The organism is Streptomyces sp. NPDC029164 (genome assembly GCF_055563995.1).
Genome location: NZ_JBVHWW010000070.1, coordinates 1 through 17,121 on the forward strand (window position 1 = coordinate 1; position 17,121 = coordinate 17,121).

The 17,121-nt window shown below is 73.7% G+C and carries 12 protein-coding genes; 8 read left to right on the forward strand and 4 right to left on the reverse strand.

The features are described from left to right. Positions 1-211: 211 nt before the first annotated feature. On the reverse strand, positions 212-3,235 hold the full coding sequence (locus ACZ4VT_RS36570; RefSeq protein ID WP_467955677.1) for a beta-N-acetylglucosaminidase domain-containing protein: 3,024 nt from the start codon (positions 3,233-3,235) through the stop codon (positions 212-214). A gap of 223 nt (positions 3,236-3,458) precedes the next feature. Here ACZ4VT_RS36570 and ACZ4VT_RS36575 point away from each other — a divergent pair, with 223 nt between their 5' ends. Then, positions 3,459-5,453: a 4-alpha-glucanotransferase gene (locus ACZ4VT_RS36575; protein WP_467955678.1), complete on the forward strand. Its 1,995-nt coding sequence runs from the start codon at positions 3,459-3,461 to the stop codon at positions 5,451-5,453. A 20-nt stretch (positions 5,454-5,473) separates the two neighbouring features. Further along, complete coding sequence (locus tag ACZ4VT_RS36580) at positions 5,474-5,713, forward strand: hypothetical protein (RefSeq protein WP_351302508.1); 240 nt, start codon at positions 5,474-5,476, stop codon at positions 5,711-5,713. 144 nt (positions 5,714-5,857) lie between these two features. Here ACZ4VT_RS36580 and ACZ4VT_RS36585 read toward each other — a convergent pair whose 3' ends face one another. Further along, entirely contained in the window at positions 5,858-6,349 is a 492-nt protein-coding gene (locus tag ACZ4VT_RS36585) for a MarR family winged helix-turn-helix transcriptional regulator (RefSeq protein WP_467955679.1), read from the reverse strand. A 107-nt stretch (positions 6,350-6,456) separates the two neighbouring features. On the opposite strand from ACZ4VT_RS36585, the gene ACZ4VT_RS36590 reads away from it, so the two are divergent. From ACZ4VT_RS36590 to ACZ4VT_RS36605, 4 genes are read left to right on the forward strand one after another with little or no spacing between them, the layout of a single operon-like run. Then, positions 6,457-7,785: an MFS transporter gene (locus tag ACZ4VT_RS36590; protein ID WP_467955680.1), complete on the forward strand. Its 1,329-nt coding sequence runs from the start codon at positions 6,457-6,459 to the stop codon at positions 7,783-7,785. Positions 7,786-7,835: 50 nt separating this feature from the next. Next, on the forward strand, positions 7,836-8,771 hold the full coding sequence (locus tag ACZ4VT_RS36595) for an EamA family transporter (RefSeq protein WP_467955681.1): 936 nt from the start codon (positions 7,836-7,838) through the stop codon (positions 8,769-8,771). A 53-nt stretch (positions 8,772-8,824) separates the two neighbouring features. Next, positions 8,825-9,748, forward strand: coding sequence for a DMT family transporter (locus ACZ4VT_RS36600; protein WP_467955682.1), 924 nt, complete (start codon positions 8,825-8,827; stop codon positions 9,746-9,748). A 10-nt stretch (positions 9,749-9,758) separates the two neighbouring features. Continuing rightward, positions 9,759-10,661 (forward strand): LysR family transcriptional regulator, encoded by a 903-nt coding sequence (locus tag ACZ4VT_RS36605; protein WP_467955683.1) that lies wholly within the window; start codon positions 9,759-9,761, stop codon positions 10,659-10,661. Positions 10,662-10,910: 249 nt separating this feature from the next. Here the strand turns inward: ACZ4VT_RS36605 and pepN are convergent, their stop codons facing one another. Then, on the reverse strand, positions 10,911-13,502 hold the full coding sequence (pepN, locus tag ACZ4VT_RS36610) for an aminopeptidase N (RefSeq protein ID WP_467955684.1): 2,592 nt from the start codon (positions 13,500-13,502) through the stop codon (positions 10,911-10,913). A gap of 139 nt (positions 13,503-13,641) precedes the next feature. Between pepN and ACZ4VT_RS36615 the strand changes: the two genes are divergently transcribed. Continuing rightward, complete coding sequence (locus ACZ4VT_RS36615; protein ID WP_467955685.1) at positions 13,642-14,142, forward strand: DUF1203 domain-containing protein; 501 nt, start codon at positions 13,642-13,644, stop codon at positions 14,140-14,142. A 61-nt stretch (positions 14,143-14,203) separates the two neighbouring features. Here ACZ4VT_RS36615 and ACZ4VT_RS36620 read toward each other — a convergent pair whose 3' ends face one another. After that, positions 14,204-15,235, reverse strand: coding sequence for an aspartate-semialdehyde dehydrogenase (locus ACZ4VT_RS36620; RefSeq protein ID WP_467955686.1), 1,032 nt, complete (start codon positions 15,233-15,235; stop codon positions 14,204-14,206). A 260-nt stretch (positions 15,236-15,495) separates the two neighbouring features. On the opposite strand from ACZ4VT_RS36620, the gene ACZ4VT_RS36625 reads away from it, so the two are divergent. Continuing rightward, positions 15,496-16,977: a M28 family metallopeptidase gene (locus ACZ4VT_RS36625; protein ID WP_467955687.1), complete on the forward strand. Its 1,482-nt coding sequence runs from the start codon at positions 15,496-15,498 to the stop codon at positions 16,975-16,977. The last annotated feature ends 144 nt before the right edge of the window (positions 16,978-17,121 follow it).

Here is a 17,121-nt window from a genome sequence, read left to right on the forward strand (position 1 = left end):
GAAGGAGCGGGACAGCAGTGGCGTGTGGGGTGGAAAGCGGGCGGCCAAAAACGTGGGCCCCCCCCAAAACCCCCCCCCCTCAAACGCCGGCGGGGCTGAAAGATCCAGCCCCGTCGGCGTTTGAGGCGCGGGAGTTCGGGGGCCGGCCCCCGCAACGGCGCCGCACTCGGGCGGGTGGCCCCGGCAGACGGCGTGACCGGCCCGGCCGGCGCTACGGCGTGATGGCGTACGCCTCCGCCGACCAGAGGGAGCAGCCGTAGCGGGTGGCGCGGCGCTCGCATGTGACGCGGAGGAAGCGGGTGTCGGGCGCGTCCAGGCGCAGGGACTCGCGGCCGCCCACGGAGGCCGCGACCGTGGCCGCCGGGCGCCAGGTGATCCCGTCCGCTGAGGTCTCCACCCGGTAGGCGGACGGGTACGCGTCCTGCCAGTGCAGCTCCAGCCGGCCGATCCGGGCCGGGGCGGGCAGCTCCGCCGCCCACCACGCTCCGTCCACCGGCGGTGAGGACCAGCGGGTGGTCGGGGAGCCGTCCACGGCCGCCGAGGCCGGGAAGCCGCGGGTCTCGTCCGCCGAGGAGGTGGCCCGCGCGGTGCGCAGCAGGTCCGGGCCGCCGGTACGGGGCACGGCCCGTACCGTCAGGGTCCGGGTCTCGCCGTCGAAGGTCACCGGGACCTCGTACGTGCCGGGCGCGGTGCCCGGCGCCACCACGACCTCCAGCGGGATCGACACCTGCCCGCCGCGCGGCACCACCGCGACCGCCGGGAGGCGCACCTCGATGCCCGCCGGCGGCCGCGCCGACAGCGGCCCGCGGACCTCGGCGGGGCCCGGCGCGGACAGCTGCGCCGAGACCCGCCGCGGGGCGCCGCCGATCTCCGCGTCGGCCGCGGCCCCGTCCGCCAGCTCGAAGCGGGCCCGCGGGCCGTCCCCGAACCACGGCACCACCTGGTGCACCGCGGGCGCGGTGCCCGTTCCGGCCCAGGACAGCCGGACCGCGTCCGCGCTCAGCCCGGCCGTGTCCACCTGGGTCCAGCCCGAGGGCGCGGCGTCGGCGACCTTGCGCCAGCCCTCGCCCGGTACGTGCACCTCCACCGCCGCGCCCCGCGCCCCGGCCGGGAACGGCTCCGTCATCACCGTCACCGCCGACAGCGGCCGCGCGGCGTCCAGCCGGACCGTCCAGGACTCCGGCTCCTTCGTCACCGTGCCCGTGGTGCGCGCGGCTCCGGTCCACGCGTCCGCCTCCGCCGCCGCCTTCTTCAGGAACGGCTCCAGGACGGCCTCGTCCACCCGGGCCGTCCCCGGTTCCGCCAGCGCCTCGCGGACCTCGGCCAGCGCCCGGGAGGCCTGCCAGGCGGCGGCCCCGTCCCCGCGGGCCTGCGCCTGGAGGACGTCCACGGCCAGTTCGCCGGCCGCTCCGTAGCGCGCCAGCCGCTCCAACCAGGGCCCCGCCTCGTCCGACAGGGCCGACAGCCGGCCGGGGGCCTCGCGCAGGACCGTGAACGCCTTGCGCAGCTCGGTCCCGGCCGCCGGATCGCCCGCGGCACGGGCCTTCCAGAACTGCTCGACCAGCGGCTTCAGATACGCCGACTCCTCCTGCTTCAGCCCCGACGACGCGGTGTTCCCGGCGAGGGCCGCCACCGCCGCGCGCTCCCGCGGGTCGGAGCCCGCGAGGTCGCGCACCGCCGCCTGCCAGGACTCGCCGGCCCGGTAGCCGCGCGGGTTCCAGGCGAAGTCCGCCGCCGTGAAGAGCGGGATCCGCGACAGGATGGGCTGCTGCATCGCGTTGGCCAGCAGCGCCGCCGAGCCGCCCGCCACCGCGGGATCGCGGCCCGCGTACGGGCCGAGGAAGATGCGGCCCGGATCCCAGTCGTTGACCGGGTAGTTGTCCATGGTGATCAGCGGCTGCTGTCCCATGGCGGAGCGCGCCCCGGCCAGTTCCCTGCCCGTGATCGTGCGCGGCACCACGCCGACGCCCGTCCAGGCCACCTCCACCCGCTTGTCCAGCGCGCCCGCCAGGGCCGTCCGGTACGAGGTGGCGCCCTCCTGGTAGTACTCCGTCGGCAGCAGTGACAGGGCGGGCGCCCCCGGATACCGGGCGGCCAGGTGCGCGGCCAGCTCGTTGGCGACCTCGGCGTGCGCCTTCGCGGCCGCCGCCGGCCCCTTCCCGTACCGCTCCCGGTCCGCGCGGCAGCCCCATTCCGAGTAGCTGACGTCCTGGAACTGCACCTGGAAGGCGCGGAAGCCGAGGTCCCACATCGAGTCCAGCTTGCGCGCGAGCGCCGCCCGGTCGGCGGCCGAGGACAGGCACATCGACTGGCCGGGGGTGACCGCCCAGGCCAGGACCACCCGGTTGGCGCGGGCCCGTTCGGCCAGCGCGCGGAACTCCTCCTGCTGCTCCTGCGGATAGTCCGTACGCCAGCCCGTCGTCCGGTACGGGTCGTCCCCGGGCGCGACCAGCAGCCGGTTCTGCTTGGTGCGGCCCATGAAGTCCACCTGGGCGAGGCGCTGTTCGCCGGTCCACGGCTGCCCGTAGAAGCCCTCGGTGATCCCGCGCACCGGCGCGATCGGCCAGTCCCGCACCAGCACCCCGGGCACCTTCCCGCGGCCGTCGGCGAGCAGCTGGCGCAGTGTCTGCGCCGCGTGGAACAGCCCCGCGTCCCCGACGCCGGCCAGCGCGACCGTGTCCCGGCCGCCGGGCCGCCCGACCGCCAGCCGGTAGCCTCCGTCCGGCAGGTCCGCCGCGGCGGCCGCGCCCAGGGCCCGCAGCGCCTGCTCCGCGGCCGCGTCGTCGAGCCGGATGACGGTGCCCCGCTCGGGCACCGGCGCCCCCGGGGCCGGCTCGTGCAGGGTCTTCACGCCCGCCTTGCGCAGGGCATCGCGCACCACCTGGAGCGCGTACGGATCGGCGTCGGCCGGAGCGACCAGTACGGCCTCCGTGCCCAGCGGCACCTCGCGCGCCGGATCGGCGGCCATCGACTGCGGCCGCGGCCACACGGCGGGCCCGTCCGCGGCGGTCCGGGGGGTGTCGGCGCCGGGGTCGAGCACGGGGCCGACGGTGCCGTTGGCGCCGGCCGCCGCACCGGCCGCGGTGGCGGCGCCGCCCGGTGCGGGCGTCGGCGCATCCGGGGCGGAGGGCGCCGTGAGGGTGCCGGGCGGCGCGGCGGCCACGGCGCCGCCGAGCAGCGACCCGATCACCGCGATGGCGGCGGCCGTCGACCGTTTCCTGCCCCTGAGCTGCACAGAGCCTCCCCGTCCCGAGACGTCCCCCACTCGTACGAATGAGCCCGAGCCCACCACCCGTGCGGCTGGGGTGTCAATGCGGGTGGGCGATCTGACCCGGATATGCCAGGAATGCGGTCCCTCCGAGTGGGTATGGCTGGCGTGTTCCCCCGCGGCGTCCCGCCCTTCTGCACCACGCTTCTGACTCACCCTCACGCCCGCCCGCACGAAGGAGCGCTCCTTGATGGACGACCTGGCCCGGCTCGCTGCCCTGCACGGCATCGCCACCGCCTACCAGCCCGCCGCGAACGTCACCGTCCAGGTGCCGGAGGCCACCGTCAAGGCCGTCCTCGGCCTGCTCGGGGTGGTCACGGACGACCCCGAGAGCATCCGGGCGTCCGCCGAGGAGGAGTCACGGGAAGCGGCCCGGCGGCTCCTGCCGCCGACGGTGGTGCTCTGGCAGGGGGAGCCCGTGCCGCCGCGGCCCGCCGCCCTCCCGCCGGGCACCCGGGTCCGCGTGGTGGCCGAGGAGACGGGTAAGGAGCTCGCGTGGGGTCCCGGACTGCCCCTGGGCGTCCACCGGCTCACCGCCCGGGCGTCCGACGGGCGGACCGCCGAGGCCACCCTGGTCGTGGCCCCGGAGCGGGCCCCGGCCGCACCCGAGCGGGCCCACGGGCTGCTCGTCCAGCTCTACTCACTGCTCTCCGAGCACTCCTGGGGGATGGGCGACCTCGGCGACCTCGCGGCGCTCGCCCGCTGGGCCGGCCGCACCCACGGCGCCGGGTTCATCCAGGTCAATCCGCTGCACGCGGCCGTACCCGGCACCCCGACCGACCCTTCCCCGTACCGGCCCTCCTCGCGCCGCTTCCCGGACCCCGTCCACCTGCGGATCGAGGACGTCCCGGAGTACGCCGACTGCCCCGACCGCGACGCCCTCGCCGAACTCGCCGCGCAGGGCGCGCAGCTGCGCCGCGAGGTGCTGGAGAAGGGCGCGCACATCGACAGGGACGCCGTCTGGGACCTCAAGCGACAGGCCTTGGAGCTGCTCTACGCCGTCCCGCGCACGCCCGGACGCGAGGCCGCCTACAGGGCGTTCCGCACCGAGCAGGGCACAGCGCTGGACGTGCACGCCGCCTGGTGCGCCGGGCACGCGGGGGAGGATCCGAAGGAGCGCGTCGACTTCCACCGCTGGCTGGTCTGGCTGACGGACGGCCAGCTCGCCGCCGCGCAGCGGGCCGCCCGGGAGGCGGGCATGGCGGTCGGCATCGTGCACGACCTCGCCGTCGGGGTGCATCCGCAGGGCTCCGACGTGTTCGGTGCGCCCTGCTACGCCAAGGACATCTCGGTCGGAGCCCCGCCGGACGCCTTCAACGCGCGCGGCCAGGACTGGGGGCTGCCGCCGTGGCGCCCCGACGTGCTGGCCGCCACCGCCTACGCCCCCTTCCGGTCCCTGCTGCGCGGGGTGTTCAGCTACGCCGGCGCGCTGCGGATCGACCACGTGATGGGCCTGTTCCGGCTGTGGTGGATCCCGGAGGGCACCCCGCCCGCCGAGGGCACGTACGTGGGCTACGACGGCGAGGCCATGCTGGCGATCCTGGTCCTGGAGGCGCACCGGGCCGGCGCCCTGGTCATCGGCGAGGACCTCGGGACGGTGGAGCCGCGGGTCCGCCGGGAACTGGCCCGGCGCGGGGTGCTCGGCACCTCGGTGCTCTGGTTCGAGCGGGACTGGGCGGGCACCGGGCGCCCGCTCCCGCCGCAGGCCTGGCGGGCCGACTGCCTGGCCACCGCCACCACCCACGACCTGCCGCCCACGGCCGCCAAACTGGCCGGTGCGCATGTGGAACTGCGCGACCGGCTCGGCCTGCTGACCCGCCCGGCCGCGCAGGAACGGGCCGAGGACGCCGCCGACACCGCGGAGTGGCTGGAACTGCTGGACGGCCTCGGCCTGGAGACCAAGGACGAGGAGGCCGCCGTACGGGCCCTGTACGAGTTCCTGCTGCGCACCCCGGCACGGCTGGTCGGCGTCTGGCTGCCGGACGCGGTGGGGGACCGGCGGCCGCAGAACCTGCCCGGCACCTGGGACCAGTACCCCAATTGGCGGCTTCCGGTCGCCGATGCCGCGGGGCGGCCGCTGACGCTGGAGGAACTCGTCGCCTCGCCCCGGGCGAACGCCCTGTTCGGGGCGCTGGCCGAGGGCGTGCGACCTCGTACGGCACCCCCGGGCGCGCGCCCCGTTTAGGTGTTCGCTACGTTTGCACCGTGGACAAGAAGAACGCTCTGCGCGCCGGCGCCGTCACGGCCGGAACGACGCTGATGATGCTGCTGATGACGTCTCCCGCCCTCGCGGTGAGCCGCGACGACGGCGACGACCCGGGCCCGGGCCTGAGCATTGGCGAGACGCTCGGTCTGTACGTGGCCCTGCCGATCGTGCTGTTCCTGGTCATCGCGGGTCTCGTGATGGTCCTCGACAAGTCGGACAGGCCGCAGAAGCAGGCCTGAGCAGGTCCGGCCCCATGGGGTCGGGACCACTGGACTTTCCGGGCGCCGGGGGTCCGCACCGCCGATTCACCTCGGCCGTGTGGCGACTCCCGGCGCCTTGTCGTGTCCGCGGACACGACGGATGCGGCCGATACGGCGCATGCCTCAGATGCCGGCCAGTAGCTTGCGGAGCAGGCCGGTCAGTACGTCGACCTCCTCGTCGCTCAGCCCGGTCAGCGCGTCGCGCTGCACCTCCAGGCCGGCGGCGACCGCCTCGTCGATGAGCGTGAGGCCGCGGTCGGTGATCGTCACCTGAAGCCCCCGCCGGTCGTGCGGATCGGGCTTGCGGCGGAGCAGCCCCGCCTTCTCCAGCTTGTCCAGCCGCCCGGTCATGCCGCCCGTGGTGAGCATGAGCGTCGCCGAGAGCTGGCGGGGCGAGAGCGTGTACGGAGCGCCCGAACGGCGCAGGGTGGCGACGACGTCGAACTCCCCGCGCGAGATGCCGAAACGCGCGTACCGCTCCTCCATCGCGTCGCCCATGGCCTTGGCGATCCGGTAGATGCGTCCGAAGACGGCCATGGGGGCCGTGTCCAGGTCGGGGCGCACGGCGAACCACTGGGCCGTGATCGCGTCGACGGCGTCCTTGTCCTCACTCATGAGTGCAGTATTTCGCTTCCCCGAGATCGTTCGCAAGAAAGTTGCTTGACGGTAAGTAGCTTAGCGGTAAGCTACTTACCAGCAACCGAATTGGGGGAGAGGCCGTCATGGCAGTGCTCAGGAGCAAGGCAGCCACCACCGGGGAGGCGAAGGTCGCGGGGGAGCGGTCGCTTCTCCTCGGCATCGGCGTCAGCGCGGTCGGGATCGGCATGTACGTCCCGTTCTCGCTGGTCTTCTTCCACCACGTCACCGGCCTCTCCCTCACCCTCGTCGGCCTGGTCATGACGGTCACCGGACTGACCGGGCTGGCGTTCATGCCGCTGGCCGGCTCGGCCGTCGACCGGTTCGGCGCCAGGAAGGTCAACCTGGTGCTCTACGGGATGCGGGCGCTCGGCTTCGCCCTCTACCCCTTCGTGGGCTCCCTGCCCGCCTTCGCGGCCGTCGCCCTCGTCACGGCGCTCGCCGACCGCTCCTTCAGCGTCGTACAGCAGTCCCTGATCGGCGAGGTGGCGCGGGGCGCCGCCCGCGACCGCCTCCAGGCCTCCACCCGGGCCCTGCAGAACGCCGGGATGGGCGCGGGCGCCCTGCTCGTCTCCGGGGTGCTGGCACTGTGGGGGACCGGCGGGTTCACGTACACCGCCTGGGGCAACTCCCTCGCCTTCGTCCTCGCCGGACTGCTCGTCAGCCGGGTCCGCCCGGTCCGCGACGCCGAGCCGGCCCGCTCCGTCAGGCGGGCTCCCGCCGGATACCGGACGGTCCTGCGCGACCGCCCCTTCCTCGGCCTGACCGCCGCCAACTTCCTCACCGCGCTGGGCTACTGCGCCCTCTCCGTCCTCTTCCCGCTCTACCTCTCCACCTGGCTGGCGGCCCCCGACTCCCTCACCGGAGCCGCCTTCACCGTCAACACCGTCCTGTGCGCCGGGACCGGCGTACTGATCGCGGGCCGGGTCCGCCGCTCCGGCGCCCGCCGCACCCGCTCGGCCGCCCTCGGCGCCCTGCTCTTCGCCGCCGCCTTCGCCGGACAGATCGTCCTCGGCACGCTGCGCCCCGGCCAGGGCGCGACCCTGGTCGCCCTGCTGGTCATCGTCGTCGTCTACACCCTCGGCGAGCTGGTGCACAGCCCCTCCGGCGGCGCCCTGTCGGTCTCCGCCGCCCCCGAGGCCGTCCGCGGCCGCTACCTGGCCACCTACCAGCTGTCCTACTCGCTGGCCAGTGCGCTCGCCCCCTCCGTCTTCACCGCCCTGCTCGCCGTCGACGGCCGCCTGCCCTGGGCCGTCCTCACCGTCGCCGCACTCGGCGCCGCCCTCGCACTGGTCCGGCTGGAGCCGCACCTGCCGGCCGGGGCCGTGCACGCCGAGCCGCCGGCCGCCGCCGCCACTTCCGCCGCCGGGAGCGGGGCCGCCCCGGAGCGCCGGCCGGCCACCGTCGCCGCCTGAACCACCCCGCCCGGTCCCGCCTTCCTCACCCGACAGGGGAGCCACCCGCCATGAAGCGCCTCGCCACCGTCGCCCTGACCGCCCTCGCCCCCATCTCCTGGGGCTCCACCTACGCCGTGGCCACCGAACTGCTGCCGCCCGACCGGCCGCTGTTCACCGGGGTCATGCGGGCCCTGCCCGCCGGCCTGCTGCTGACCGCCCTGGCCCGGACCCTGCCCAAGGGCGCGTGGTGGTGGAAGTCCGCCGTCCTCGGCGTCCTCAACATCGGCGCCTTCTTCCCGCTCCTCTTCCTCTCCGCCTACCGGCTCCCCGGCGGTGTCGCGGCCGTACTGGGCGCCGTCGGACCGCTGTTCGTCGTAGGACTCGCCGCCCTCGTCCTCGGGGAGCGGGCGCGCCTGCGCACCGTACTGGCCGCCGTCGTCGGGGCGTTCGGCGTGAGCATGGTCGTCCTGACCGCCGAGGCGAAGCTCGACCTCGCCGGCGTCATCGCCGGTGTCGTCTCCTCCGCCTCCATGGGCGCCGGCACCGTCATGACCAAGCGCTGGGGCCGCCCCGAGGGCGTCGGCCCGCTGGCGCTGACCGGCTGGCAGCTCACCGCCGGCGGGCTGTTCATCATCCCGGTGGCCGCCCTCGTCGAGGGAGCCCCGCCCGCGCTCGACGGCAGGGCCTTCCTCGGCTACGGCTACATGATGCTGATCAACACCGGGATCGCGTACTGGCTCTGGTTCCGCGGCATCGGACAGCTCACCGCCACCTCGGTCACCCTGCTCGGCCCGCTCTCCCCGCTCACCGCCGCCGTCATCGGCTGGGCCGCCCTCGGCCAGGCATTGTCGCCCGTGCAGCTCGTGGGCATGGCGATCGCCTTCGGAGCCACCGTCGCCGGTCAGCTGGCGGCCGCCGCCCGCACCCCCAAACCTTTCAGTTCTACTGAACAGATCGATCGAAACATTTCGATGGACCTGACCGATGAGCGGGTGCGACGGTAGTCCGACAACAGAGAGCCCGACCGACTCCGAGGGGGAGACACACAGTGGCCGTCATGGACCGCGACCGCGTCCGCACCGTTTCGCACGCCGAGCCCGGCAGCACGGGGAAGAAGGGTGCCGCCGGACTCGGCGTCCTCCTCGCCCTCACCGCGACGGTCGTCTGGTCCGGCAGCTTCGTGGCGACCCGGGGCATGGCCGACACCGTCCCGCCCGTCCAGGCCGTCTTCTGGCGCTGGATCATCGCCCTCATCGCCGTCGCCCCCTTCGCCGCCCGCCAGGCCTGGCAGCAGCGGGCCCTGATCCGGCGGCACTTCGGCTACATCGCCCTCGCCTCGCTGTTCGGCGTCGCCCTCTACAACACGCTCGTGCACCAGGCCGGACTGACCACCTCCGCCTCCAACATGGGCATGATCATGGCCGCCTCGCCCGTCATCATGGCGCTCTACGCCCGCCTCGGCGGCGAACGGCTCGGCGCCAGGCGGACCTTCGGGATGCTGCTCGCCGCCTTCGGCGTGCTGCTGCTCGTCGGGGACGGCTCCCTCGGCTTCGACTTCGGCGCCGGCGACCTGTGGATGTTCGGCGCGGCCCTCTCCTTCGCCACGTACAGCGCCCTGCTGCGGCGCAAGCCCGCCGAACTGGGCGGACTGGCCTTCCTGATCACCACCTTCGTGCTCGGCGCGCTGATGCTGGCACCCGTCTACGCCGTCTCCGTCTCCGTCCAGGGCGGCTTCGAGATCACCCCCGGGACGGTCGGACCGCTGCTGTACGTCGGGGTCTTCTCCTCGGCCGTCGCCTTCTTCGCCTGGAACAAGGCGATCACGATCATCGGGGCGGCCCGCGCCGGAGTCGTCTACTACCTCCAGCCGGTGTGCGTGGCGGGACTCGGCTTCCTGCTCCTGGGCGAGCAGACCGGACCGGCGCAACTGCTCTGCATGGCGCTGATCCTGGGCGGTGTCGGGCTTGGTGCACGGCGGTAGGTTCGGGCCCATGATCGAGTGGGACATCAAGAAGCTGCGGATCCTGCGGGCCCTCGCCGAACAGGGGACCGTGACCGCGACGGCCGAGGCGCTGCACATGACGCCCTCGGCCGTTTCGCAGCAGCTGACGAACCTCGCCCGGCAGCTGGGGGTGACCCTGCTGGAGGCCGAGGGCCGGCGGGTCCGCCTCACCGACGCGGCCCACCTCGTACTGCGGCACGCGGAGGCGGTGTTCGCGCAGCTGGAGGCGGCCGACGCGGAGCTGGCCGGATATCTGGCCGGGGACGCGGGCGAGGTACGGGTCGGGGCCTTCTCCACGGCCGTGCCGGCGCTCGTGGTCCCCGCGGTGGCGGCGCTCCGCACGACCCGTCCGGGCGTGGAGGTACGGGTCCGGGAGGCCGAGGCGGCGGAGTCGTACGAGCTCCTGTCCGCCGGGGGCGTGGACCTGGCCCTGTCGCTGGCCGCCCACGCGCCGACCGGGCGGGACGCCCGGTTCACCCGGGTGACGCTCCTGGAGGACCCGCTGGACGTGGCGCTCCCGCCCGGGCATCCGCTGACGGGCGCGGCCGGACTGCGGCTGGCGGACCTGTCCGGCGACCGGTGGATCTACGGAGGCAGCGGCCCCTGGTCGGAGATCACCCGCACCGCGTGCGAGGCGGCGGGCTTCGTCCCGGAACAGGCGCACTCGGCGTCCGGGTGGACGGCGATCCTGGCCATGGTCGAGGCGGGGATGGGGGTCGCGCTGGTGCCGCGCATGGTGTCGAGCCGGGCATCCGGCGTGACGGTGCGGGTCCTCGCGCACGATCGCCCGACGCGGCACGTGATCGCCGCGGTCCGGCGCGGCGCCGAAGCCGCGCCCGCCCTGTCCCACGTCCTGGCCGCCCTGCGCGCCGTCGCCGGGGCCGGGCGGTAGGGTCTGCGCGGCGCCGCTGCCGGGGCTCCGCCCCGGACCCCGCGCCTCAAACGCCGGCGAGGCTGGATATGCCCTGGCGTCCGCGAAGTCCAGCCCCTCCGGCGTTTGAGGAGCGGACTCGGGGCGGAGCCCCGGTTTTCCAGCCTCGCCGGCGTTTGAGGCGCGGGGGTCCGGGGGCTGGTCCCCGGGAACGGCGCCGCACCCGCGGGAGACGTTGCTTCCGCGGGTGCGGGCGGAGCCCGGAGGCCCTTAGACCTGAGCGGCAGCGGCGGCGGCGTCGGCTTCCTGGGCCTTCAGCGCGCGCTCAACGCCCGCGCGGGACTCCGAGACGAGGCGGCGCAGCGCAGCGTTCGGCTCGGCCGAGGTCAGCCACGCGTCCGTCGCGTCCAGCGTGTCCGCGGAGACCTGGAGCGTCGGGTACAGACCCACCGCGATCTGCTGGGCGATCTCGTGGCTGCGGGAGTCCCAGACCTCCTTGACCGCCGCGAAGTACTTCGCGGTGTACGGGGCCAGCAGCTCGCGCTGGTCGGTCTGGACGAAGCCGCCGATCACGGCGTCCTGCACCGCGTTGGGCAGGTCCGCGGACTCCACCACCGAGGCCCACGCCTGAGCCTTGGCCTCCGCCGTCGGGCGCGCCGCCCGCGCGGTCGCCGCGTGGCGCTCACCGGCCGCGGTGGGGTCCCGCTCCAGCTCCGCCGCGATGGCCCCCTCCTCGGCGACGCCCGTCGCGGCGAGCCGCTCCAGGAACGTCCAGCGCAGCTCGGTGTCGACGGCCAGGCCCTCGATCTCCGCCGCGCCGTCGAGCAGCGCCGAGAGGTAGGTCAGCTGTCCCTCGGTGCGGGCCGTGGCCGCGAAGGCACGGGCCCAGGCGAGCTGGTGATCGCTGCCGGGGGCCGCCGCACGCAGGTGCTCCAGCGTGGCCTCGGTCCAGGCCGCCAGGCCCTGCTCCCGCCACGCCGGGTCGCCGTACAGGTCCACGGCCAGCTTCACCTGGCGGTGCAGCGACTGGACGACGCCGATGTCGGACTCCTTGCCGATGCCCGAGAGGACCAGCGCGAGGTAGTCGCGGGTGGCGAGCTCGCCGTCGCGCGTCATGTCCCAGGCGGAGGCCCAGCACAGGGCGCGCGGCAGGGACTCCGCGAAGTCGCCGATGTGTGCCGTGACCATGGCGAGGGACTCCTCGTCGAGGCGGACCTTCGCGTACGACAGGTCGTCGTCGTTCAGCAGGACGACCGCCGGGCGGGCCCGGCCGGCGAGTTCCGGCACCGTGGTGAGCGCGCCGTCGATGTCCAGCTCGATCCGGTCGGTGCGCACGAGGGCGCCGTCCTGGAGCTCGTACAGGCCGACCGCGATGCGGTGCGGGCGCAGGGTGGACTCGCCCTTGGCGCCGGCGGGCAGCGCGGGCGCCTCCTGGCGGATGCCGAAGGCGGTGATCCGGCCGTCCGCGTCGGTGGTGATCTCCGGGCGCAGGATGTTGATGCCGGCCGTCTCCAGCCACGCCTTCGACCAGGCGGTCAGGTCGCGGCCGGAGGTCTCCTCCAGGGCGCCCAGCAGGTCGGACAGGCGCGTGTTCCCGAAAGCGTGCGCCTTGAAGTACGCCTGCACGCCCTTGAAGAAGGCGTCCTGGCCGACGTAGGCCACGAGCTGCTTGAGCACCGAGGCGCCCTTGGCGTACGTGATGCCGTCGAAGTTGACGAGGACGTCGTCCAGGTCACGGATGTCGGCCATGATCGGGTGCGTGGACGGCAGCTGGTCCTGCCGGTACGCCCACGTCTTCATGGAGTTGGCGAAGGTGGTCCACGCGTGCGGCCACTTCGAGCCCTCGGCGTACGCCTGGCAGGCGATCGACGTGTACGTGGCGAACGACTCGTTCAGCCACAGGTCGTTCCACCACTCCATGGTGACCAGGTCACCGAACCACATGTGCGCGAGCTCGTGGAGGATCGTCTCCGCGCGCACCTCGTAGGCCGCGTCCGTCACCTTGGAGCGGAAGACGTACTGGTCACGGATGGTGACCGCGCCCGCGTTCTCCATCGCGCCCGCGTTGAACTCCGGCACGAAGAGCTGGTCGTACTTGGCGAAGGGGTAGTCGTAGGCGAACTTCTCCTGGAACCAGTCGAAGCCCTGCCGGGTGACATCGAAGATCGCGTCCGCGTCGAGGAACTCGGCGAGCGAGGGCCGGCAGTAGATGCCGAGCGGTACGGACTGGCCGTCCTTGCCCTCGTACGAGCTGTGCACCGCGTGGTACGGGCCGACGATGAGCGCCGTGATGTACGAGGAGATGCGCGGGGTCGGCTCGAAGCGCCAGACGCGGTCCTTGACGTCGGCGGCCTCCGGAGTCGGGGAGTTCGAGATGACCGTCCAGCCCTCGGGGGCCGTCACGGTGAACTGGAACGTGGCCTTCAGGTCGGGCTGCTCGAAGCTGGCGAAGACCCGCCGCGCGTCCGGCACCTCGAACTGGGTGTAGAGGTAGGCCTGCTGGTCGACCGGGTCCACGAAGCGGTGGAGGCCCTCACCGGTGTTGGTGTAGGCGCAGTCCGCGACGACCCGGAGCTCGTTGGCCCCGGCCGCCAGGTGGGCCAGGGCGATGCGGGAGTCCCGGAAGACCGCCGCGACGTCCAGCGACCTGCCGTTGAGGACGACCTCGTGCACGGCCGGTGCGACCAGGTCGATGAAGGTCTCGGCCCCGGCCTCCGCCGACTGGAAGCGCACGGTGGTCACGGACGGGTAGGTGCCACCCTCCTGCGCTCCGCTGAGATCGAGTTCGATCTCGTAGGAGTCGACGGTGAGCAGCTTTGCCCGCTGCTGAGCCTCTTCACGGGTGAGATTCGTGCCTGGCACGCGGTCATCTCCTTTGATGGTGACGTTGCCCGGCCATCCTGCCATCCGGACACCGCCACCGCCTCGGAGTAATCCACCGGCGAACACGAGGTCGGAAACCTGCCGGATTGCGGCGGTCGGCTGCCCCATGCTGATGGGTATGAACAGCGCATACCGGGCGATGCCCGTGGAAGAGGCGGCGCTCAAGGAGCTCCGCGACCGCGACGACGCGGGGCGGGACTGCGTCCCGTTCACCGACGACGAGGGCGGGGCGCCGCTGCGGTGCTGCCTGCGCCCCGGCACGGCCGGTGAGCGGATCGCGCTCGTCTCGTACGCACCGCTGCGGCGCTGGGCCGCCGCCACCGGTGTGGATCCGGGTGCCTACGACGAGCAGGGGCCCGTCTTCGTCCACGCCGAGGACTGCGGCGGACCGTCGGACGGGCAGGGCTACCCGTTCGCCCGGCCCGGGGTGCGGCGCACCCTCCGGCGGTACGACGCCCGCGGGCACATTCTCGGCGGGCAGGTCCTTGAACTGGGCACGGATCCCGACGGAATGATCGAGGGGGCCCTCGACGAGGCCTTCGCGGACCCCGCGGTGGTCCTCGCGCACGTGCGCGCCGCCGAGTTCGGCTGCTTCCTGTTCGAGGTCCGCAGGCCGTGACGTGCGGGAGGGGCGGGTGCCGTCGTCCGGCATCCGCCCCTCAGCCGTACGCGCGCCGGGATCAGCCCTGGCGGAGCTCCTCCGCGACGAGCTCCGCGATCTGGATCGCGTTCAGGGCCGCGCCCTTGCGGAGGTTGTCGTTCGAGAGGAACAGCGCGAGGCCGTTCTCCACGGTCTCGTCGACGCGGACGCGGCCCACGTACGAGGCGTCCTTGCCGGCGGCCTGGAGGGGGGTCGGGATCTCCGACAGCTCGACGCCCGGGGCGTCCTTCAGCAGCTCGTAGGCGCGCTCGACGCTGATGGGGCGGTCGAAGCGGGCGTTGACCTGGAGGGAGTGGCCGGAGAAGACCGGCACGCGCACGCAGGTGCCCGAGACCTTGAGCTCCGGGATCTCCAGGATCTTGCGGGACTCGTTGCGGAGCTTCTGCTCCTCGTCGGTCTCGAAGGAACCGTCGTCGACGATCGAGCCCGCGAGCGGGACGACGTTGTAGGCGATGGGGCGCTTGTAGACGGCCGGCTCCGGGAAGTCCACCGCGCCGCCGTCGAAGGTCAGCTGGTCGGCGGCCTCGGAGACCGCGCAGGCCTGGGTGCGCAGCTCGGCGACGCCGGCCAGGCCCGAGCCGGACACGGCCTGGTAGGTGGTGGCGATCAGCGCGGACAGGCCGGCCTCGTCGTGCAGCGGGCGCAGCACCGGCATCGCGGCCATGGTGGTGCAGTTCGGGTTCGCGATGATGCCCTTGGGACGGTTCTTGATCGCGTGCGGGTTGACCTCGGAGACGACGAGCGGCACGTCGGGGTCGCGGCGCCACGCGGAGGAGTTGTCGATCACGACGGCGCCCTGGGAGGCGACCTTCTCGGCGAGGGCCCTGGAGGTGGCGCCGCCCGCGGAGAAGAGCACGATGTCCAGGCCCGAGTAGTCGGCCGTGGAGGCGTCCTCGATGGTGATCTCCTTGCCCTCCCACTCGAGGGTGGAGCCCGCGGAACGGGCCGAGGCGAACAGCCGCAGCTCGTCCACCGGGAACTTCCGCTCGGCGAGGATGCCGCGCATGACTCCGCCGACCTGTCCGGTGGCTCCGACGATTCCGACCCTCACGGTGACTCCTTTGGTACGTACGACGCGGGCGCGCGTGGAGCCATCATGCGTTCGACCCCACGAGCCTTGTCCAATCCATTGTCCGAGGAACGGACGGTGTCTTGAACGTGAACCCGTGTGACGAGTCCGTGGCGGGCGTGTTGCAGGGCCCCTGAACATCCGTTTTGCCAGGTCAGAGCCGGTTAGCGTCCGATCTGCCATGAACCGCATTACGGACATGGCCAACCGCAGAACGAACATCCGACTCGGGGAGATCCACCGTGCGCGCCATCCGCCACCGCCGCCGGTCCATACCGGCGCTCGCCGCCCTCGCGGCCGCCGCCGTCGCCGCACCCGTCCTGCTGACCGCCACTCCGGCGGCCGCCCACCCGCGGGAGGGCAGACTCGCCAAGGAGCTGGTGGAGGAGGTCGGCGCCCGCGGCGCCTACCGCCACCTGGCGAGGTTCCAGCAGATCGCCGACGCCAACGGCGGGAACCGCGCCGCCGGCACGCCGGGCCACGCGGCCTCCGCCGCGTACGTGCACGACACGCTGAAGAAGGCCGGGTACCAGGTCACGTACCAGGACTTCGACATCCACGAGGCGCACACGAGGACCGAGCGGACCACCGTCCTCGGCCAGGGCTCCCGCGAGCTGGCCACCGCCGCCTTCACCTTCACCAAGTCCACCCCGGCCGGCGGCCTGGCCGCCCCGCTCGCCCTCGCGCGGGTCGACGAGACCCCCGGCTGCACGGCGGACGACTACCCGGCCGGCGCCTTCACCGGGAAGATCGCCCTGGTCAAGCGGGGTGCCTGCACCTTCGTGGAGAAGCAGCGGGCGGCCGCCGCGGCCGGCGCCGTCGGCGTCATCGTCTACAACCACAGCGGCACCACCCCGGTGCGCGGCGGGTTCTCCGCGCCCGACGAGGGGATCATCCCGAGCGCCGGCATCACGCTGGCCGACGGCGAGGCGCTGACCGCGGCCGCGGCCCAGGGCGAGGTGAGCGTACGCCTCGACCTGGACCAGGAGCACGTGAAGAAGACCACCCGCAACGTGATCGCCGAGACCCGGGGCGGGCGCTCCGACCGTGTGGTGACCGTCGGCGCGCACCTGGACTCGGTCCCCGAGGGCCCCGGCATCAACGACAACGGTTCCGGCTCGGCCGGTCTGCTGGAGGTGGCGCTGAAGCTGGCCGACGAGGGCGCCAACAAGAAGGGCAGGGGGCCCGCCAACAAGGTCCGCTTCGCCTGGTGGTCGGCGGAGGAGCTGGGCCTGCTGGGCTCGGAGCACTACGTCGCGCAGCTGTCGGAGAAGCAGAAGAAGGACATCGCGCTGTACCTGAACTTCGACATGATCGCCTCACCGAACCCGGTGCAGTTCGTCTACGACGGCGACGACTCCGACAAGACGGGCGCGGGCGCGGGCCCGGCGGGCTCGGCGCGGATCGAGGCGCTGATCAACGGCTTCCTCGACAAGAAGGGCGAGCCGCACGAGGGCAGTGACTTCGACGGCCGCTCCGACTACGGCCCCTTCATCGCGAACGGCATCCCGGCCGGCGGCACCTTCACCGGCGCCGAGGGCGTCAAGACCGCCGAGCAGGCCAGGCGCTACGGCGGCACCGCGGGGGCCCCGTACGACCCGAACTACCACGGCGCGGGCGACAACCTGAAGAACCTGGACCTCAAGGCCTTCGACACCAACCTGGACGTGATCGCCCACGCGGTCGGCACCTACGCCGAGTCGCTGCGCACGCTGGGCAAGTAGCCCCGCGGCGCGGCCGGGGGAAACAGGCGGGGGGGGGGGGGGGGGGGGGGAGGGCCACCCCCCCTTTGCCCGTGGCCCCCCAACGTGCGCGGGGGGACCCCTGCCCCCCCCCCTGCTGGTCTCGCGGTGTGGGCCGCGGGGTGT